Origin of the sequence: Pseudooceanicola sediminis (assembly GCF_003575965.1) — a bacterium.
Taxonomy (GTDB): Bacteria; Pseudomonadota; Alphaproteobacteria; order Rhodobacterales; family Rhodobacteraceae; genus Pseudooceanicola; species Pseudooceanicola sediminis.
Genome location: NZ_QWJJ01000014.1, coordinates 33,225 through 52,335 on the forward strand (window position 1 = coordinate 33,225; position 19,111 = coordinate 52,335).

General features: G+C 64.9%; 15 protein-coding genes. 10 read left to right on the plus strand and 5 right to left on the minus strand.

Going from position 1 to position 19,111, the window contains the following annotated elements; translation table 11 throughout:
- Positions 1–74: 74 nt before the first annotated feature.
- From DL237_RS15250 to folP, 7 genes are all read left to right on the plus strand, one after another.
- Complete coding sequence (locus tag DL237_RS15250; RefSeq protein ID WP_119400052.1) at positions 75–608, plus strand: DUF6446 family protein; 534 nt, start codon at positions 75–77, stop codon at positions 606–608.
- Positions 609–844: 236 nt separating this feature from the next.
- Positions 845–1,765: a DUF1206 domain-containing protein gene (locus tag DL237_RS15255; protein ID WP_119399949.1), complete on the plus strand. Its 921-nt coding sequence runs from the start codon at positions 845–847 to the stop codon at positions 1,763–1,765.
- A gap of 177 nt (positions 1,766–1,942) precedes the next feature.
- Positions 1,943–4,228, plus strand: a complete 2,286-nt coding sequence (gene glyS / locus DL237_RS15260) for a glycine--tRNA ligase subunit beta (RefSeq protein WP_119399950.1) — start codon at positions 1,943–1,945, stop codon at positions 4,226–4,228.
- Between the two features lie 125 nt (positions 4,229–4,353).
- Complete coding sequence (locus tag DL237_RS15265; RefSeq protein ID WP_119399951.1) at positions 4,354–6,933, plus strand: putative PEP-binding protein; 2,580 nt, start codon at positions 4,354–4,356, stop codon at positions 6,931–6,933.
- 157 nt (positions 6,934–7,090) lie between these two features.
- Positions 7,091–7,723 (plus strand): cell wall hydrolase, encoded by a 633-nt coding sequence (locus tag DL237_RS15270; protein ID WP_119399952.1) that lies wholly within the window; start codon positions 7,091–7,093, stop codon positions 7,721–7,723.
- Positions 7,724–8,256: 533 nt separating this feature from the next.
- Complete coding sequence (locus tag DL237_RS15275; RefSeq protein ID WP_119399953.1) at positions 8,257–9,237, plus strand: dihydroneopterin aldolase; 981 nt, start codon at positions 8,257–8,259, stop codon at positions 9,235–9,237.
- A gap of 150 nt (positions 9,238–9,387) precedes the next feature.
- A complete protein-coding gene (gene folP / locus DL237_RS15280) occupies positions 9,388–10,410 on the plus strand; it encodes a dihydropteroate synthase (protein WP_119399954.1) in 1,023 nt (340 codons plus the stop codon).
- A gap of 124 nt (positions 10,411–10,534) precedes the next feature.
- Here the strand turns inward: folP and DL237_RS15285 are convergent, their stop codons facing one another.
- Positions 10,535–11,791: an Hsp70 family protein gene (locus DL237_RS15285; RefSeq protein ID WP_119399955.1), complete on the minus strand. Its 1,257-nt coding sequence runs from the start codon at positions 11,789–11,791 to the stop codon at positions 10,535–10,537.
- A 539-nt stretch (positions 11,792–12,330) separates the two neighbouring features.
- Positions 12,331–13,353, minus strand: a complete 1,023-nt coding sequence (gene ilvC / locus DL237_RS15295) for a ketol-acid reductoisomerase (protein WP_119399957.1) — start codon at positions 13,351–13,353, stop codon at positions 12,331–12,333.
- A 125-nt stretch (positions 13,354–13,478) separates the two neighbouring features.
- Here ilvC and DL237_RS15300 point away from each other — a divergent pair, with 125 nt between their 5' ends.
- Positions 13,479–13,934, plus strand: coding sequence for an Lrp/AsnC family transcriptional regulator (locus DL237_RS15300; protein ID WP_119399958.1), 456 nt, complete (start codon positions 13,479–13,481; stop codon positions 13,932–13,934).
- The gene (locus tag DL237_RS15305) at positions 13,931–14,389 is read left to right on the plus strand and encodes an Lrp/AsnC family transcriptional regulator (protein ID WP_119399959.1); all 459 of its coding nucleotides are present in this window, start codon (positions 13,931–13,933) and stop codon (positions 14,387–14,389) included. The genes DL237_RS15300 and DL237_RS15305 overlap by 4 nt, the downstream gene beginning before the upstream one ends.
- Before the next feature lie 97 nt (positions 14,390–14,486).
- Here the strand turns inward: DL237_RS15305 and DL237_RS15310 are convergent, their stop codons facing one another.
- Together DL237_RS15310 and DL237_RS15315 are read right to left on the minus strand one after the other, a co-directional pair.
- Entirely contained in the window at positions 14,487–15,683 is a 1,197-nt protein-coding gene (locus tag DL237_RS15310; protein ID WP_119399960.1) for a UbiH/UbiF family hydroxylase, read from the minus strand.
- A 68-nt stretch (positions 15,684–15,751) separates the two neighbouring features.
- On the minus strand, positions 15,752–16,396 hold the full coding sequence (locus tag DL237_RS15315) for a pyrimidine 5'-nucleotidase (RefSeq protein WP_119399961.1): 645 nt from the start codon (positions 16,394–16,396) through the stop codon (positions 15,752–15,754).
- A 114-nt stretch (positions 16,397–16,510) separates the two neighbouring features.
- On the opposite strand from DL237_RS15315, the gene DL237_RS15320 reads away from it, so the two are divergent.
- Positions 16,511–17,161, plus strand: a complete 651-nt coding sequence (locus DL237_RS15320) for a GntR family transcriptional regulator (protein WP_119399962.1) — start codon at positions 16,511–16,513, stop codon at positions 17,159–17,161.
- Here DL237_RS15320 and DL237_RS15325 read toward each other — a convergent pair.
- Positions 17,158–19,077: a glycosyltransferase family 2 protein gene (locus DL237_RS15325; protein ID WP_119399963.1), complete on the minus strand. Its 1,920-nt coding sequence runs from the start codon at positions 19,075–19,077 to the stop codon at positions 17,158–17,160. The genes DL237_RS15320 and DL237_RS15325 overlap by 4 nt on opposite strands.
- Positions 19,078–19,111 lie beyond the last annotated feature (34 nt).

Sequence of the window (19,111 nt, forward strand, 5' to 3'; positions counted from 1 at the left end):
CGGGGCCCCGGCATCGGTCGCATGGCCAAATGGGCGCCCAGGCGGGCGACGCAGACAACGAAGGGCCTGATCCAATGGGCAAAATCCTCGTCATCTTTACCCTGCTCAGCGCGCTGCTGGTCGGCGGCGCGATCTACTACCTCCAGGTCTATGCCTATTACGAAGAGGTCGCGGCCACCGGCAGCGACGATGTCGTGTTGACCCGGATCGATACCGGCGCGCCAGAGGCGATCCCCTACGCCGAGTTTCAGGCCATCGACGCGACCTCCTCGCCCATCCGCTATCGCGGCTGTTTCACCACACAGGCCTCGTCGGTCAGCCTGTCGCAGGCCTATCAACCCTACCCGAGCGCCCGCCCGATCGAAGGGCCCGGCTGGTTCGCCTGCTACGATGCGGACGAAATCGGCGATGCGCTGGAAAGCGGCGCGGCACAGGCCTTCCTGTCGATCGAAAACGTCCACTATGGCGTCGACCGGGTCGTGGCGCTGTTCGGCGATGGCCGTGGCTATGTCTGGCACCAGATCAACCACTGCGGAGAAGTGGTGTTCGATGGCCGGCCCGCGCCCGAGGGCTGCCCGACCCCGCCTGACGGCATAGCGCGCCAGTAATCCCAGACCGCCAGGCCCCCCAAGGCCCCCAAAGCGCCCGTCCGTCACGCACCAGACATAGCCCCGGCCGCCGACCTGCCGATCCGCGCGCATTCCGCGCCCGGTCATGTCGTGCGCCACCCTGGCGGCGCCGTGCCGCCCACCGGAAAACCGGCGCGGCGGCAACCCGACCCAAGGCAAAGCGGAACTTTTCGCGTTCCCCTGCGCTGTGTCTGCAAGCAGAGAGGTCGCAATTCATGTCATCCAGCACATCCCACTCCACCACGGACCAGGCCCCCGCATGGGTTGTCCCGGCCATGCGCGCAGGCTACGCCGCGCGTGGCGTCACCTACCTGATCCTGGGGACGCTGGCCTGCCTCGCCGCGCGTTCCGGCGCGCAGGCCAAGGGCACCAGCGATGCCTTTGCCGCCCTGCGCGGCGAACCCTGGGGTCTCGCGATGCTCTGGGCGCTTGCGGTCGGCCTGATGGCCTTTGCCGTCTGGCGCGTCATCGACGGCTACATGGATCTTGAGGAAGAGGGCAGTGGCGCCAAGGGGCTGATCGCACGCGCGGGCCAGATCGTCACCGGCCTGCTGCACGCCGGCCTTGGCCTGACGGCGGCCCGCGTCGCCCTGGGCCTCGGCGGCAGCTCGGGCGGGCAAGGTGGCGACAAGGCGCAAAGCCTTACCTCCTGGCTGATCACCAAACCCTACGGGCCGCAGATCGTCATCGCCATTGGTGCCATCACCTGCGCCGCAGGCATCTATTATTTCTACAAGGCCTGGTCCGAGAAATACCGCAGCGACCTGCGCGCCAGCCCCGTCGTCGAAAAGCTTGAGCCGATGATAAAGGCAGGGCTTGTCGCACATGGCATCGTTATCCTGATGATCGGCGGCTTCCTGATCTTTGCCGGGCTGACCGCCAACCCCGAACAGGCCGGCGCCATCGGCAAGGCCTTTGAAACCGTGCGCAGCCAACCCTACGGTCAGATCCTTCTGGCGCTGCTCGGTCTCGGCCTCGTCGCCTTCGGGCTGTTCTGCTGGATCGAGGCGATCTACCGCTTCGTGCCGCGCCGGGTGAAACCGGGCACACAAAGTCTGGCAACACGCATCAACGCCAAGACCGCCCGCAAGGCCGCCGAGCGTGCCGCCGCCTCGGCCGACCCACGCACCACCTGAGGGCCGCCTGGCGCGCCGTTCCGCACGCTGCGAAACGGCGCTGCCTCAAATATCCCGGAAAATTCGCCCCGCCCCGTCTGGACCACGGGGCGGGGCTTCGCTATCCAGCGTGCCACGTGACAGGCGTTTGCCAGTCGTATGGCCCAGGCCATTTGGCCACAGCCGGGAAGGAACACCATGCCGGATCTTCTGATCGAACTTTTCTCCGAGGAAATTCCCGCGCGCATGCAGGCGCGCGCAGCCGAGGATCTGAAGAAGCGTATCACCGATGGCCTGGTCGAGGCTGGCCTGACCTACGCCGGTGCCGCCGCCTTTCACACGCCCCGCCGCCTGACGCTGGCGCTGTCGGGCCTGCTGGCCGAAAGCCCGACCCTGCGCGAAGAACGCAAGGGCCCGCGCACCGACGCGCCGGAAAAGGCGATCGAGGGCTTTTTGCGCGGCGCAGGCGTGACCCGCGACCAGCTTCAGGAAGGCGACGACAAGAAAGGCGCCGTCTTCTTCGCCGTGATCGAGAAACCGGGCCGCCCGGCGGCTGAGATCGTGGCCGAGGTCCTCGACACCACCATCCGCAATTTTCCCTGGCCCAAGTCGATGCGGTGGGGCACCGGCTCCCTGCGTTGGGTGCGCCCGTTGCACTCGATCCTCTGCATCCTGACGGATGAGGCGGGGGCCGAGGTCGTGCCCCTCGATATCGACGGCATCAAGACCACCAATACGACCGAGGGCCACCGCTTCATGGCGCCGGGCCGCTTTGCCGTGTCGTCCTTCGATGCCTATGTGTCTGAGCTGAAACGCCGTTTCGTCATCCTTGATGCCACGGAACGCGCCGACCACATCTGGCAGGACGCCACCAACCAGGCCTTCGCCAATGGCTTGGAGGTGGTCGAGGATCGCGGCCTGCTGGCAGAGGTCGCAGGCTTGGTCGAATGGCCCGTGGTCCTGATGGGCGAGATCGGGGCAGACTTCCTCGGCCTGCCGCCCGAGGTGCTGCAAACCTCGATGAAGGAACACCAGAAGTTCTTTTCCGTCAGGAACCCAAAGACCGGCCGCATCGAACGCTTCATCACCGTCGCCAACCGCGAAACCCGCGACCAGGGCGTGACGATCCTCGCCGGCAACCAAAAGGTGCTGGCCGCCCGCCTGTCGGACGCGAAATTCTTCTGGGAAAACGACCTGCGCGTCGCCAAGCATGACGGGATGGAGGCATGGACCGCCGCCCTCTCCAACGTCACCTTCCACAACAAGCTGGGCAGCCAGGCCGAGCGGATCGAGCGGATCGCAGCACTTGCCCGCGAAATCGCCCCGGCGCTTGGGGCCGACCCGGATCTGGCCGAAAAAGCCGCCCGCGTCGCCAAGGCCGACCTCTCTTCCGAGATGGTCTATGAGTTCCCCGAATTGCAGGGCCTGATGGGCCGCTACTACGCCGAAGCCGCAGGCCTGCCCGCCGAGGTCGCCGCCGCCTGTCAGGAACATTACTCGCCCCTCGGTCCGACCGACGACGTGCCCACTGCGCCAGTCTCTGCGACAGTAGCGCTGGCCGACAAGCTGGATACGCTGACCGGCTTCTGGGCGATCGACGAGAAGCCGACAGGCAGCAAGGACCCCTTCGCGCTGCGCCGTGCGGCTTTGGGGGTTATCCGGTTGCTGCTGGCGAATGATGTGCGTGGTGGGCTGGTCCATTTGATTGGACGCGCATTGCGCAGCATCCTTGCGGCACAACATCTCATCGCTCAGGCAAAATTCGAGCAAGAGCTAGCTGCCGCTGATCAGACTTATGCGAAGATCATGCAAACGGATATTGCAACTATTGAAGAGCTAATGATCGAGCTCGACAACATGGTTTTGGAAGCCCAGACAAACACACCAGACGTCGGGAACAGCTCAACTCAACTCTCTACGGACGGCGACAAGGAATTAAAGCACTTGCCGAACGTCGCCACCGACCTCCTCGCCTTCTTCCACGACCGGCTCAAGGTCCACCTGAAGGACGAGGGCATCCGCCACGATGTCATCGACGCCTGCCTCGCCATGCCCGGCAACGACGACATCACCCTGCTGGTCAAACGTGCCCGCGCCCTCTCGGACGCGCTGAAAACCGATGATGGCGTCAACCTCGTGCAGGGCTTCAAGCGCGCCAACAACATCCTCACCCAGGCTGAGGAGAAGGACGGGGTCGCCTACGAATTCGGGGCCGACATCAAGTTTGCGGAAGCCGAGGAGGAAAAGACCCTCTTCACCGCCCTGCAAGCCGCCGAACCTAAGATCGCCGCCGCGCTGGAGGCCGAGGATTTCGCCGCCGCCATGGCCGCGATGGCCGCCCTGCGTGGCCCCATCGACGCCTTCTTCACGGCGGTGCAGGTCAACTCCGACAACGATGTGGTCCGCCGCAACCGCCTGAACCTGCTGTCGACCATCCGCACAACGGTCCTCAAGGTCGCTGACCTGACCCGGATCGAAGGCTGATCTCAGGCGCGCCTCGCAAGGGGCGCGCCATTGGTCGGGTTTGCCGCGCTGCCGGTCGCGCCTGCGGGGCCGGTCGCCCGACTTTCCCTTGCCCTGTTCCTGCACCTCGCTATGCTGCGGCAATAATGACAGGTGCCGCAGTGCAGCAAGACGACCCCGATATCACGCTCATCACGGAAACCGCGCCGATTGCGACGAACACGCACGGTGGGCGGGCGAAATGTCTGCAACGTCTGGTCCGGCTGAACCTGCCGGTGCCGCGCACCGTCGCCCTGTCGTTCAGATCGGTGCACGACATCGCCGAGGGGCGTATGCCCAACCTGGCGCAACTGCTCGAACCGTTCGGCGCGCACCCGCTGCTCTGCGTGCGTCCCTCGTCCGAAGATCCCGATTGGGGCGGGCCGAGCGCGGTGCTGAACCTCGGCATCAACGACACCGTGCATGCGGCGCTGTCCGCAAAGCTGGGCGAGGAGGCCGCGACGCGCCTCTACAACCGTTTCGTGCGCACCTATGCCGTGCATGTCGAACGCCTCGACCCCGACATGTTCTCGGATCTTCCCGATCACGGCCCGGATGCCCTGGCGCAATCCCTGCGCGCCTACCGCGAGGAGACGGAGGAGGATTTCCCCCAGGACCCCCGTGTCCAGATCACCGCCGTGCTGAAGTCCATGGCCCGCGCCTGGCGCGGCACCACAGCCCGCCTGCTGCGGCAGGCCAAGGGCGCACCGGCCGATGCCGGCCTCGGCCTCGTCGTGCAGGAAATGGCGCTCGGGCTGGGGCGGCAGGGCGAATGCGGCTCGGGCGTGATCCAGCGCGTGTCCTCGGGCACCGGAAAACCGCGTCTGACGGGCCGCTACCTCAGCCAGAGTCAGGGCCGCGAGGCGCTGCAACGGGGCAAGCAATCGCTCTACCTTGCGCGTGACGCACGCGGCGAATCGCTTCAGGATCTTGCCCCTGAAGCCTTTGATAAACTTGTCGAATATACCGAACTCATGCGGTTTCGCCTGCGCGAGGAGATGCAGGCGGAATTCACCATCGAGGACGGCCAGCTGCATATCCTCGACGCCCTGCGCGTCAGCCGCACCTCACGCGCCGCGGTCCGCATTGCCGTCGCGCTGGCCGACGATGGCGTGATCCCGCGGGAAGAGGCGATCTGCCGCGTCGACCCGCGCGCACTCAGCGAAATGTTGCACCGCCAGATCGACCCAGAGGCAAAGCGCGACGTGATCGGCAAGGGCATCGCCGCCAGCCCTGGTGCTGCGACGGGCAAGATCGTGTTTTCCGCCGCCGCCGCCCAGGCCAGCGCCGCGCGGGGCGAAGCCTGCATCCTGGTGCGCCGCGAAACCGGTCCCGAAGACATCCGTGGCATGCACGCCTCGGTCGGCGTGGTCACCGAACGCGGCGGCATCACCAGCCATGCGGCGGTGATCGGGCGTGGCCTCGGCCTGCCCTGTGTGGTGGGCGTCACCGGGCTGCAATTCGACACGAAGAACCAGGTGATCAAGGCGCGCGACGGGCGCACCTTCCGCAGCGGCGACCTGATCACCATCGATGGTAGCGATGGCGATATCCTTGCGGGCGAGGCACCGCTACACGAGGCGGCGCAGGACGATGCCTTTCAATCCATGCTCTCCTGGGCCGAGGAATTCTGCGACATCGGCATCCGGGCCAACGCCGATACCCCGGCGGATGCGCTGGTGGCGCGAAAATTCAATGCGCAGGGCATTGGCCTCTGCCGGACCGAGCACATGTTCTTCGACCCCGGCCGCCTGACCGTGATGCGCGAAATGATCTTTGCCGATGCGCCCGCCGACCGGCGCACCGCCATCGACCGCCTGCTGCCGATGCAACGCACCGACTTTATCGAGCTGTTCCGCATCATGCAGGGTCAGCCGGTCTGCATACGCCTGTTCGACCCGCCGCTGCACGAATTCCTGCCCTCTGACCGCGCCGGTCTGCGCGAACTGGCCGAGGCCCTGTCGCTGCCCCTGTCAGATGTCACGCGTCGCGTCGAATCTCTCAGTGAATACAACCCCATGCTGGGGATGCGCGGTGTTCGTCTTGGGATCACCATCCCCGAGATTTACGACATGCAGGCCCGCGCCATCTTCGAGGCGACGATTGCCGCCAGCCAGGATGGCGATCCCGTCGTGCCCGAAATCATGATCCCGCTGGTTTCCGCGAAACGAGAGGTCGAGCTGGTGAAAACCCGTGTCGATGCCGTCGCGGCCGCCGTGCGCACCGAAACCGGACGCGACTTTACCTATCGGCTCGGCGTCATGGTGGAAACGCCGCGCGCTGCGCTGCGGGCAGGCGAAATCGCCCCCTTCGCCGCCTTCCTGTCCTTCGGCACGAACGACCTGACGCAGATGACCTATGGCCTGTCGCGCGATGACGCGGGCAAGTTCATGTCGGAATATGTCAAGCAGGGTGTCTATCCAGAGGATCCTTTTCATACGCTCGACACCGAAGGCGTGGGGGAACTGCTCATGATTGGGGCACAACGGGGCCGCGAGGCACGCCCAGACCTCACGCTGTCGATCTGTGGCGAACACGGCGGCAATGCCGAATCAATCGCGTTCTGCCGCGCTGCCGGGTTCGACTATGTGTCCTGTTCGCCCTTCCGCGTGCCGGTGGCCAGACTGGCCGCAGCCCAGTTGAACATCCGCCCGACCTTGCCGCCAAGGGCCTTCAAAACGTCTTGAGTTACAGTCGGTTAATTCCATTTCCCGCATGCTTTGGCCGCGCTCTGGCGGCAACCCGCTGCCGCCGGAGTCGCCGCAGGGTGGACGGTTCCATCACTTTTCGTTAGGAACCCGGACCGACGGCGATCGACCAGACGCTGCGTCAGGGGACCGGAACATGAAATTCAGTGCTGCCTTTTTCATTTTACTTCTCGCGATCGCCCCACCTGCGATCGCCGAAAATACGATGACCGACGCTATGAAGGTCGAGCAGCAGGCGATGAAATCCGTTCCCAAAAGCCGCCTTGCCGCCTTCCTGACGACCCCCAAGGTCAAGACCCCCAAGACCGGTGCCGTGGTCTACAATCGCGAGTGGCTGTCGAAACAGCCCGCCGGCAAGGGTGACGAATCCTTCCAATGCCTCGCCGAGGCGCTCTACTTCGAGGCCCGCGGCGAAAGCGTCAAAGGTCAGTTCGCGGTGGCCGAGGTCATCCTGAACCGTGTCGACAGCCCGGATTTCCCCAACAGCGTTTGCGGCGTCATCCATCAGGGCACAGGACGCAAATACGCCTGCCAGTTCACCTACACCTGCGACGGTCGCAAGGAAGTCATCGGTGAACCGCTCGCCTATGCCCGCGTCGCCAAGGTTGCCGCGATCACGCTCAAGGGCACGTCGCGCCCGCTGACCGATGGCGCCACATTCTATCACACGCTGCACGTCAAACCCCGCTGGGCGAAGAAATTCGAACAGACTGCGGCCATCGGCGTGCACCAGTTCTACAAGATGCCGACGCGCACGGCGCAGAACTGATTTCGTGACGCGCCCGTCCCGCGCCCCGGGGCCGCATCCGACGGCTGACCGGATCCGCGCCGGCACCTCGCCAGATCCCGCACAGGCCGCTCTTCGTCCCTTTTCGTGCTTCGACCTCTGCGCGCCATAGCGCAGTCTGCGACGCGGCGTCCTGCATCGCCTCGCCACAGGGTAAGGGTCCCGCGACCCGGTCCCCGGCAGACAGGGCCGAAGGCAACAGGATCGGGGCGCCTCACTATCCGCGCTTCACACCGACGGCCCGCAACCTCGTCGCAACCTCATCGCACTCTCGTCGCTGACGGGGCTGCCGCACGATGCACCGGGGGGGCATGCGGGCAGGGGCGCAACCTGGACCGCGCGCAAGCCTCCGGGCGCTGCTTCGCCTCTGCGCGGTCATGCGCCGCTTTTTGCCCCGACAGGACTTTGCCTTTCTGCCAGTCTTCTGACATTAAGGCGCGCGGCCTGCGCCCAGCCTCCGCCACAACGGCCGGCCGGGGCGAACTGCAGCAGGCTCACCTTGGGGGGGAAACCAGATGAGCGACCATATCACACAGGCTTTCGATCACCCGCTGGCGCGCTCAAAGGCGCTGTCCGGCGATGCCCCGGCTGATCGCATTTCCCTACGTGACCACCTGGCCGAGGTCGAGATCGGGGCGTTTCAGGCCGAGCGCGGGATCATGCAGCGCCTGCGTTTCAACATCGTGGTCGAGGTCCGCCATGCCCATGCCACCCTGGCCGACGATGTCGACCGCATCCTGTCCTACGACACCCTGACCGAAGCGATCGAAGCGGCACTGGCGGCCGAGCGTCTCAACCTGCTCGAAACGCTTGCCGATCACATCGCGGCGCTGATCCTCACCGAACCAAAGGCCCTGCGTGTCTTCGTGCGCATCGAAAAGCTCGACCGCGGCCCCGGTGCGCTCGGCGTCGAAATCGTGCGCTCTCATGACGACGCCCAGCTGGTCCCGGAAGAGGCGGTCACCCACAAGGGCCCCGATCCGCTGATCGTCTTCCTGTCCGATGCTGCCACCCGGTCCGACCTTCTGCGCGGCTGGCTGGACCAGCTTCAGGCGGCCGCTTTGCCGGTGATCCTGTGCTGCGGACCAGGCAGCACGCCACGCCCCACCTCGACCTCGGCACTGGTGCAGCGCCGCATCGACCTGCTGGCCATCGAACAGGCCGCCTGGGTGCTGGCGGGCAAGGATCGGCGCTGCGTCGTGGTCAACACGCGCACCGAACTCGACTGGTCGATGAAGCAGGGCCAGATCAGCCTCTGGGCGCCGTCCAAGATCGTGCTGGACGCCGTGGGCGACCGCCCCGACAGCATCGGTGACGGCGCGGCACTGGCACTCTGGTTCGCGGGGGTGATGAAATCCACCCATGTGCTGATGATCGGCGAAACCGCCCTCGACACGCCACCGCAGCCGACCGAGGCGCGCAGCACCCCCGCCGCCGCGCTCAATCCCGTCGTCACCCGCGTCAGCCACGAGGATCCGCAGTTGATCCTGCCCTGAGGTCACAGCCCCGGCGCCCTCAGACCCGGCGCCCTTCAACGGGCCCGAGGTGCCTTTTAATGGGGTCCCGCGCACGTCATGGCGGCCCGTTCAATCTTTTGGTAAGTTTACTGGCCGTAAACACCTCAGAAACCGCTCCGAAAGTCGCCCATGACACAGATCTACTATCGCCCGCTGGTACAGGGCGGCCTTGCCCGGCCCGAAGGCGCTTTGCCCCTGTGTGGTGGCCCGCTCTGGTTCAACCAGATCGAGATGATCACCCGTAGCGGGATCAAGGTCACCGGGGTCGAGGATCTGCCCGAAGACTGGTCGCGTCGCCTGTGCCGACCGCGCCCCGCCCTTGCCGGCCTGTCGATGGAGCGCCCCACCATCATGGGCATCCTCAACACCACGCCCGACAGCTTCTCCGACGGCGGCAGGCACGATGACCTTGATGCGGCGATCGCCCATGCCCGCGCCATGCTGGCAGCAGGCGCCGACATGATCGACGTCGGCGGCGAAAGCACCCGCCCGGGCGCCGCCTACATCGACCCGGAAGAGGAAATCCGTCGCACGGCCCCCGTCATCCAGGCACTGCACGACATCGGCGCCCGCATCTCGATCGACACGCGCAAGGCCGATGTCGGGCGGGCGGCCTACCGTGCGGGCGCGACCCTCATCAATGACGTCTCGGGCTTTACCCATGATCCCGCCCTGGCCGAGGTCGCCGCCGCCACCGCCCTGCCGGTCTGCGTGATGCACATGCGCGGCACGCCCGGCGACATGCACCTGGCGCCCTCCTACGACAATGCGCTGCTCGACACCTACGACGAACTCGAAACGCGGATCGCCGCGGTCGAGGCCCTGGGCATCCCGCGGGCCCGCATCCTGGCCGACCCGGGCATCGGCTTTGCCAAGACCGTTGATCACAACCTTGAAATCCTGAACCGGCTGTCGCTGTTCCATGGGCTTGGCTGCCCGCTGCTGTTGGGGGTGTCGCGCAAGCGCTTCATCGGCACCGTAGGGCAGACAGAAACGCCCACCGATCGCGCTGCCGGCTCCATCGCCGTGGCGCTGGCCGGTATTGCCCAGGGGGTCCAGATGCTGCGGGTCCACGACGTGGCCGAAACCGCCCAGGCCCTGCGCCTGTGGCAGGCGGTACAGGCCGGCGCATGGGTCCAACCGGCACCCTAGCGCCTGCTCCCAGTCGCCAGGCCCCCAGCTCGCCGCCGCTACCCACCGCTACCCACCACCCGACTTCCAAAACCGCGGCCTCCAAAACCCCGGCCAGCCGCCCCGGCGCCGTGGGCCGGTCGGCTCAGCGTCGCGCCGCGTCGCCAGTGGCCAGGGCCAGCCCATCCACCACGGCGGTAAAGGCGTCGGACATCTCGATCCGCGCATCCGGGCACAGATCGCGCGCAACCTCGCCCACCATGGTCATCAGGCTCGACCCGCCCACCAGGATCACCGCGGTGATCTGCTCCGCCTGCACCCCGGCCATGTCCAGCGTTTCGCGCGCCGCCTGCGCCAGCATCTCGCGCGGCTTGGACAGCGCCAGCGCCAGCGACGCCGGACTGATCTCGGCGCTCAACGCGCGCTCGATCATCGTCATGTTGATCGCCGCGATACCGGCGCCGCGCCCGTTGGCCGCAATCTTGCCACGCTCCACGGCAAAGGCCAGCTCATGCCCCAGCTCATCCTCCAGCACGCTGGCCAGCCGCGCCAGCGGGCGTGGCTCCACCGCGCTGCGCTGCATCTGCGCCACCGACCGGCGCACGTCCGGCGCATACAGGAACGGGATCTTCGCCCATGTCGCCAGATCGACAAAGATCGACACCGGCATTGGCAGCACCCCCGCGCCCATCTCCCGCTTCAGCTGCCCGCCATGCCCCAGCAAGGGCATCGCGTGCAGCAGGGACACCTCGCGGTCGAAATCCGTCCCCCCTAGGCGTATGCCATGGCTCGCCAACACCTCCAGCCGATCCGCCTCGGCGCGAAACACCGTAAAATCCGACGTCCCGCCACCAATATCGACAATCAGCCCCAGCTCTCCGCGCCGCTCCCGTCCCAACGAAGCCCGCGCCGCCGCCTCCGGTTCGAACATGAACCCCACCTCGGTGAACCCGGCGGCCTCGTAACAGCCCCGCAGATCCGCCTCGGCCTGGGCATCCCGCTCCGGATCGGAGGAATGAAAATGCACTGGCCGCCCCGACAGGACACGGCACACCTCGCCACCCAGCTGTGCCTCGGCACGTTGCTTCACCGCCACGATAAAGGCGGTGACAATCTCGGCCAGGGTGCGCCGCTTGCCGCCGATCAGACGCTTTTCATGAAACAGCGCGGTGCCCAGCACCGATTTCAGCGCCCGCATATAGCGCCCGTCCTCGCCCTCGATCAGCGCCGCCGCCGCCGCCTCCCCGATCCGCATCGCCCCGGTGTCGGCGTCAAAGAAGACGGCCGTCGGCAGGGTTTCAGACCCCACTTCGATCGGCAGCCGCCGCAGCGCGCCCTCCATCAGAACGGCCGCCGCCGAGTTCGATGTGCCAAAGTCGATGGCCAGAATCCGGTCCGACATGCGTGTCTCCTGCGCTCCAAGAAGCCCGCGGGATTACCCAAAGCCGCCCGGCTGCGCAAGCCCGTTCCGCCGCCGTTTCCCGCCTCGCCGCCCGAACCCGCCCCGGCTCGCTCATCTGGCCGGAAATACCCAGCCCGCTCGGCCACAGGCGCCGGGCATCCGCAGAGACAGGGACAGTGGCGGGGACAGAGACAGTGGCGGGGACAGAGACAGCGGCGGGGACAGAGACAGGGGCAGGGGCAGGGACGGTGGCAGCGGCAGAGACAGTGGCAGCGGCAGAGACAGTGGCAGAGACAGTGGCAGGGACAGAGACAGCGATTGGAGCAGAGGCACGGCGCCCGTCTGCCCCGGTTCGGTCAGCCTCGCCCAACCGCTTTCAGAAACCGTTCAGTTACCGCTCGGATACCGTTCAGATACCGACGTGCGAAATCAGCAATATCAATCACTTGCCCCGCATGACCCTCGGAAATACCGACGCATGCAAAAAAGGCCCCGCCAACCGGCAGGGCCTTCGCAAACGTAATCGCTCTCGAACGCGATCAGTTCTTGGCTTTGTCGACCATCTTGCCGGCGGAAATCCACGGCATCATGCCGCGCAGCTTTTCACCGACCTGCTCGATCTGATGCTCGTCGTTCAGACGACGCGTGCCCTTGAAGAAGGGCTGACCTGCCGCGTTTTCCTGCATGAAATCACGCACGAACTTGCCGGTCTGGATGTCGCGCAGAACCGCCTTCATCTTCGCCTTGGTCTCGTCATAGGGCAGGATGCGCGGACCCGAAACATACTCGCCGTATTCGGCGGTGTTGCTGATCGAATAGTTCATGTTGGCGATGCCGCCTTCATAGATCAGATCGACGATCAGCTTCACTTCGTGCAGGCACTCAAAGTAAGCCATTTCAGGCGCATAGCCCGCTTCGACCAGGGTTTCGAACCCCATGCGGATCAGCTCGACCAGGCCACCGCACAGCACCGCCTGCTCGCCGAACAGATCGGTTTCGCATTCTTCGCGGAAGTTGGTCTCGATGATGCCCGACCGGCCGCCACCGATGGCCGAGCAATAGCTCAGACCGATTTCCAGCGCACGACCCGAGGCATCGTTATCGACCGCCACCAGGCAGGGCACGCCGCCGCCCTTGGTGTACTCGCCCCGCACGGTATGGCCGGGGCCCTTCGGCGCCATCATGATGACATCGACACCGGGTTTCGGCTCGATCAGACCGAAATGCACGTTCAGACCATGGGCAAATGCGATCGCCGCACCGTCCTTCAGGTTGTCATGAACATATTTCTTGTAGGTTTCCGCCTGAAGTTCATCGGGCATGGTAAACATGATCAGGTCACACCAGGCCGCCGCCTCTGCGATCCCCATCACGGTCAGGCCCTCGGCTTCGGCCTTCTTCGCCGAGGCTGAGCCTTCGCGCAGCGCGACGACCAGGTTCTTCGCGCCGGAATCCCGCAGGTTCAGCGCATGGGCATGACCTTGCGAGCCATAGCCCAGGATGGCCACTTTCATGTCCTTGATCAGGTTGATGTCGCAATCGCGATCATAATAAACACGCATCGTCTTTTCCTTCCAGGTTATGGGGGCAGAATACGCACCGTCCCGGAAAATGCGTTGCAATATCTGCATGAATTCGACATTTATGAAAAAATCAATTCGCAAAAATTGGATTATAGGTAAGATCAATGCTTGATGACACCGACAGACGTATCCTGCGGCAATTCCAGGCAGATCCCACCGCCTCCGCCGCGCAACTGGCCGAACGTGCCGGCCTGACGCAGGCCACCTGCTGGCGCCGCATCGAACGGATGCAGGCGCAGGGCATCATTCGCGGCACCCGGGCAGTGATCGACTGGCGCGCCCTTGGATACGAGGTCGAAGTCTCCCTGCGCGTGACTCTCGACAAGACGCAGCCCCGCGCGTTCGAGGATTTCGCGGCAGAGGCCAGGAAGATCCCGGAAGTCCTTGAAATACAGACGTTCCTTGGACAGGTGGATGCGCGTCTTGGGCTGGTCGCCCGCGACATGACCCACTACCAGCAGATCTATCGCACGCGCATCCTGCCTTTGCCCCACATCACCGATCTCGATGCGCTGATGCACATCGCACGGATCAAGCATGACGAATCCGTGCCCCTATGATCGACCTCGATGATATCGACCGTCAGATCCTGCGGGCCCTGTCCGAAGACGCGACGCAAAGCTCCGGCGCGATGGGGCGCAAGCTGGGCCTGTCGCAACCGGCCACCTGGCGCCGCATTCGACGGCTGGAGGACGCCGGCGCCCTCCGGGGCAGACGGGTCGACCTCGATCTCGCACGCCTCGGCTTCGGCGTCACCGTCTTTCTCGGCGTCAAGCTCGCCGCCAAGGGCCGCCTCAGTCTCGAGGATTTCGAACGCGCCGTCTCGGCAATCCCCGAGGTCCAGACCGTCGAACACATCCTCGGCGCCTATGATTACCGTTTGCGCGTCACCGCCCGCGACATTCCCGATTTCGAACGCGTCCTGCGGCGTCGCATCATGACCCTGCCGGGGATCGGCAATGTCGATGCCAACGTGCTGCTCTCGGAGGAACGCCTCTCGGGTCCGCTCGGCTGATCGCTGCACCGCCAATTCCGTTTCCCTGTTGGAAATATCCCGGGGGAGGTGCGCAGCACCGGGGGCAGCGCCCCTCTTCAGACGCCCCCAAACAGTACTACCTCACGCCCAAACCCATCTGCATCAATACCTTGCGCACCGGTGCGGCCGAATACAGCGCATTCAGTCCTGCCGCCCGCAGATCCCGCAGGGGCTGCGCCGATATCTGTGACGCCCTGTTCAGCGCGTCGATACCGGCGGCGCGGATCTGCACGTCGCGGTGACGACCGTCGTGATAGGCGTCCATCATCTGCGCGTCGCCCAGCTGCTCGGGGGCGGCGATGGCCAGATCGCGCAGACACCGCAAATCCCCCAGCGACATGTTCAGACCCTGCGCACCGATCGGCGGCAGGACATGCGCAGCCTCGGCCATGAGGGCCAGGCGTTGCCCGCTCATCCGCTCCGCCACCTGGGTGATGATCGGCCAGACCGACCTGCGCGTCTCCAGCCTCAGCGGCCCGAGGATGCCGCAACTGCGCCGCAGCATCTCGGCCTCGAACGCGGCCACGTCCAAGGCCGCCAGCTCCTGAACGCGCGGCCCGTCCTCCATCCAGACCACGGCCGATGACGGCCGCCCGTCCAGATCAGGCAGCGGTACCAGCGTGAAGGGACCGCCACTGCGATGGATCTCGGTCGACACGTTCTCATGCGGCACCGGATGGGTCACCGCAAAGGCGAGGGCTTTCTGGCCGTAACGGCGGGTGGTGACGCCGATGCCTGCCGCCTCGCGCATCGGGGACAGGCGGCCATCGGCGGCGATCACCAGGCGGGCACGCACGCGCGTTCCGTCGGACAATCCGACAAAGGCCTCGGTCTCGCGGGTGAACAGGCTCTTGCTGGCTGTGCCCGGTCGAAATTCAACCGTGTCCAGCGCTTCGATGCGCGCGACCATCTCGCGGCGCAGCAGCCAGTTCGGCAGGTTCCATCCGAACGGATGATCGGAAATCTCGGCCGAATTGAAATCGCGGATCACGCGCGCCTCGGGGGCCGGTCCGCCCGCATCCACGATCCGCATGATGTTCAATGGCGCTGCGTGCGGCCCCAGGGCATCCCAAAGCCCGATATCCTCCAGCAGGTTCCGCGCCGGTTGCAGAAAAGCTGTCGTGCGCAAATCCGCGCCCTCGGCCTCCCGCGCCACCACGGGCGCGGCGGGGTCGAGGCACAGCACCGAAAACCCTGCCACGCCAAAGGCGCAAGCCGCGGTCAGCCCTGCAACTCCACCGCCCGAGATCACAATATCGAAACGCTTGTCCATGGCGAACCTCCTGCTCAGCTATCTAGAGCGCAGCCGACCGAGGGAAAAGCGCCAAAGCGCCGCGCCCGTCACAGCAGTTTGCCCAGAAACCCCGACAGGTCATCTGTATGGAAATGGATATGCTCGGCGGCGAAGGGCGCCTCGGCGACATGAACGCAGCGCAGCCCCATTGCAAATGGCTCGGCCAGATTGCGCGGATCGTCCTCGAACATCGCGGCACGGGTCGGGTCGAACCCGTCAGCGGCAAAAACGGCATCAAAGGCCGCACGCTCAGGCTTTGGCAGAAAGCCCGCATGTTCAACGCCATAGATGGCATCGAACAGACCTTCCAGACCACGCGCCGCACTGACGCGTTCGGCATAGGGGGCCGATCCGTTGGTGAAGATGATCTTGCGCCCGGGCAGGGCGCGAATGTGGCTGGCCAAAAGGGGATCGGCCTGCAGATGCGTCAGGTCGATGTCATGGACATGTTGCTGAAACGGCAGGGGGTCGATCCCATGTTCGCGCATCAACCCCGACAATGTCGTGCCATGGGTGCGCCAATAATGCCCGCGCAGCCGGTCGGCCTCTTCCGCATCGACCTTCAGCAAATCCATGACCCAGTCGCGCATTCGAACCTTGATCTGATCGAACAGGCGCGCCGAGGGGTGATAAAGCGTATTGTCGAGGTCGAAGACCCAAGTGGTCACATGGCTGAATGAGGCGTTTGGCATGGCCGGACGCTAGCGCCGCGCGGGGCGCTGCGCAAGCCATCGCGCTGACCGATTGCTTGCCATGCGCCGCCCGGCAGGACTACTGTGAGCCGAATTTCAAAGGAGCCGCTCGGCATGGCGATCAAACCTGCGCAAGGGGATGCATATTCGCTCATTCTCGAAGCGATCGACGTGGGCGTCTACCGCCCTGGCGACCGTCTGGTCGAAAGCGAACTGGCAGAACGGTTTGGCGTTTCGCGCACCCCAATTCGCGAGGCATTGCAACGGCTTGAAACCCAGGCGCTGCTGACCCGTGATGGCCGCTCCCTGATCGTGGCATCGCTGGATCACAATCAGCTCGCAGAACTCTACATCGTGCGGGCCGAGCTTGAAGCCCTGGCTGCGCGCCTTGCCGCGCGTCACGCCAATCCCGAAGAGGTGCGCGTGCTTCAGGACATGATCGCAGATGATCGCAAGCATCTGGGGGATCCGCAGGCGCTGAGCCGCGCAAACCGGCGTTTTCACCACCAGATTCACCTGGCGTCGCACAACCGCTTTCTTGTTCAGCAACTCGACCTCGTACACCGTTCCATGGCCTTGCTGGCAACAACCTCCCTGGCCGCCGAAGGGCGTGACGAAGATGCCCTCGCCGAACATGATGCCATCGTCCGGGCCATCGCCACGCGGGACGAGGCAAAGGCAGGCGACGCCCTGCGCACCCATATTTCCAAGGCGTTCATCACCCGGCTCAAGCTCGACGCAGCCCGCGACGAAGATCACATCTAGGCTTCTGGTCCCTGAGTATCGGCGGTTTCGCCGGCGGACGAGATCGAATGGCCATGTTGTGTCTTGTGCCAGTGGAATGGGCAAAAGATCAGCTCGTACAGCGCCATATAAGCGGCAAGACATCCCAGGGGATAATACAGGTGCAGCGTCGGCACCCATTTCCACAGGTGCCGGTGCCCCGCCTTGCGCGTGGCGACAAGGCCCAGCGTGATGTTCTGGATTTCGGCGGTAAAGAACAGGATGGCACAGGTGGTCAACAGCGGCGGCGGGATGATTTCGCGCAGCGGATGCGGCAGACCCAGCAGGATCAGCCAGAACGACCACAGCAGCGGCGCCAACATGAATTGCGATACTGCCGTGATGAAATGCGCATGAAACCCGATGAAACGCCATGGTCCCAGCTGGCGCAGCACAAGGCGTGGATTTCGCAGATGAACAAGGTACGTCACCACGTAACCCTTTAGCCAGCGCGACCGCTGCGTGACCCAGGGGCGCGCGTGGCAATTCGCCTCTTCCGATGTGGTCGAGGACAGGATTTGCGTATCGTAGCCATGGCGCGCCAGGCGAAACCCCAGATCGGCATCCTCGGTGACATTGTGGGCGTCCCAGCCACCCAGCTCCTCCAGCACGTCGCGGCGCACGAAAACGGTGGTGCCGCCCAGCGGGACCGCCAGCCCCATCTGCGACATCCCGGGCAGGACCAGCCGGAACCAGCTGTTGTATTCAACCGTAAAGCAACGCGCGATCCAGTTCTGATCGGCATTGTAGTAATCCAGCGCGCCCTGAAGGCAGGCGACGCGGCGGGGCGAGGCAGCGAAACGCTCGGCCACCTTCAGCAACTGATCAGGCTCGGGGGCGTCTTCGGCATCATAGATCCCGATGATCTCGCCCCGGCAAAAATCCAAGGCATAGTTCATGGCGCGTGGTTTTGTGCGCGGCACGCCATCTGGCACCGTGACCACGCGCATCCAGCGCGGCAGGTCCAACGTTGAAATCGCGCCACGGGTCACGTGGTCATGTTCCTCCAGCGCCAGGATGACATCCAGTCGATCACGGGGATAGTTCAACTTCTCCAACCGCTTGATCAGCAGCTCGGCGATGCGTCTCTCCTTGTACAATGGCACCAGGACAGAGATTTCGGGCAGGCGCTTCCTGCTATCTTTCGGCACCTGCTCCGGCGCCGTCGCTTTCAGCAGATGGGTCAGCGTCGCGCCGCCTTTCATCAGCATGGCAAGCGCCAGCGTCAGGGTGGCCCAGGTTACCCCGGCCAGAAATATCACCTTGGGATAGAATGCCAGCGCCGCCAGAACGCAGATGATGATTGCAAAGGATATCTGCACGCGGTGCGAAGCGCGCGACCAGGTGCGGCAACTTTCGCCAGTTGGAACGCGGTTCGACATCTTTGCAACAAGGGCGTCGTGATGCGCCTCTGCCAGGTAGGTCTGGATTTCACCGTGGGTGGCGACGACGGGGCGCGCATCGATCAGCAGCGGTTCTGCCAGGTTGCGTTCCAGCGTGTCGAGCAGGGCCGAAAAGTGTTCCGGCCGCGCGCAGGCAACGATCAGGCAACCTTGGCTTAACTTCCATGGGACAAGTTGATGCTTCAGGCAAAAGCTGGGGTCGAATAGATCGAGAAGGTGCTTGTCGGGCGCGTCTGTCGTGAAATCCACCCGGCTGAACCCCAGGCTCAGGCTCAGCAGGTCGAGAAGATGTCGTTCACTGACCTCTCCCTCGGCCCAGGCACGGCGAAGGCGATCGGCGTTGTCGGGACGGTCCAACATGCGATCGGTCGCAAGCAGGAATTCCGTGGCGCGTTCTTGAAACATGCCGGCCTGCACCGGATCCAGCCCCCCCGAACGGAGCGGGCCGGCATGTGTCGATGGCTGCGTGTCCAGCTTGCGCAGGTTCGACACCATGAATGTAAGCCCCTTTCCTCCTGCTGCAGAACTG

Excerpts from the sequence above, each read along its gene's own strand:
- DL237_RS15250 (WP_119400052.1), top strand. The coding sequence starts at position 75 with ATGGGCAAAATCCTCGTCATCTTTACCCTGCTCAGCGCGCTGCTGGTC.
- DL237_RS15255 (WP_119399949.1), top strand. The coding sequence starts at position 845 with ATGTCATCCAGCACATCCCACTCCACCACGGACCAGGCCCCCGCATGG.
- glyS (WP_119399950.1), top strand. The coding sequence starts at position 1,943 with ATGCCGGATCTTCTGATCGAACTTTTCTCCGAGGAAATTCCCGCGCGC.
- DL237_RS15265 (WP_119399951.1), top strand. The coding sequence starts at position 4,354 with ATGACAGGTGCCGCAGTGCAGCAAGACGACCCCGATATCACGCTCATC.
- DL237_RS15270 (WP_119399952.1), top strand. The coding sequence starts at position 7,091 with ATGAAATTCAGTGCTGCCTTTTTCATTTTACTTCTCGCGATCGCCCCA.
- DL237_RS15275 (WP_119399953.1), top strand. The coding sequence starts at position 8,257 with ATGAGCGACCATATCACACAGGCTTTCGATCACCCGCTGGCGCGCTCA.
- folP (WP_119399954.1), top strand. The coding sequence starts at position 9,388 with ATGACACAGATCTACTATCGCCCGCTGGTACAGGGCGGCCTTGCCCGG.
- DL237_RS15285 (WP_119399955.1), bottom strand. The coding sequence starts at position 11,791 with ATGTCGGACCGGATTCTGGCCATCGACTTTGGCACATCGAACTCGGCG.
- ilvC (WP_119399957.1), bottom strand. The coding sequence starts at position 13,353 with ATGCGTGTTTATTATGATCGCGATTGCGACATCAACCTGATCAAGGAC.
- DL237_RS15300 (WP_119399958.1), top strand. The coding sequence starts at position 13,479 with ATGCTTGATGACACCGACAGACGTATCCTGCGGCAATTCCAGGCAGAT.
- DL237_RS15305 (WP_119399959.1), top strand. The coding sequence starts at position 13,931 with ATGATCGACCTCGATGATATCGACCGTCAGATCCTGCGGGCCCTGTCC.
- DL237_RS15310 (WP_119399960.1), bottom strand. The coding sequence starts at position 15,683 with ATGGACAAGCGTTTCGATATTGTGATCTCGGGCGGTGGAGTTGCAGGG.
- DL237_RS15315 (WP_119399961.1), bottom strand. The coding sequence starts at position 16,396 with ATGCCAAACGCCTCATTCAGCCATGTGACCACTTGGGTCTTCGACCTC.
- DL237_RS15320 (WP_119399962.1), top strand. The coding sequence starts at position 16,511 with ATGGCGATCAAACCTGCGCAAGGGGATGCATATTCGCTCATTCTCGAA.
- DL237_RS15325 (WP_119399963.1), bottom strand. The coding sequence starts at position 19,077 with ATGGTGTCGAACCTGCGCAAGCTGGACACGCAGCCATCGACACATGCC.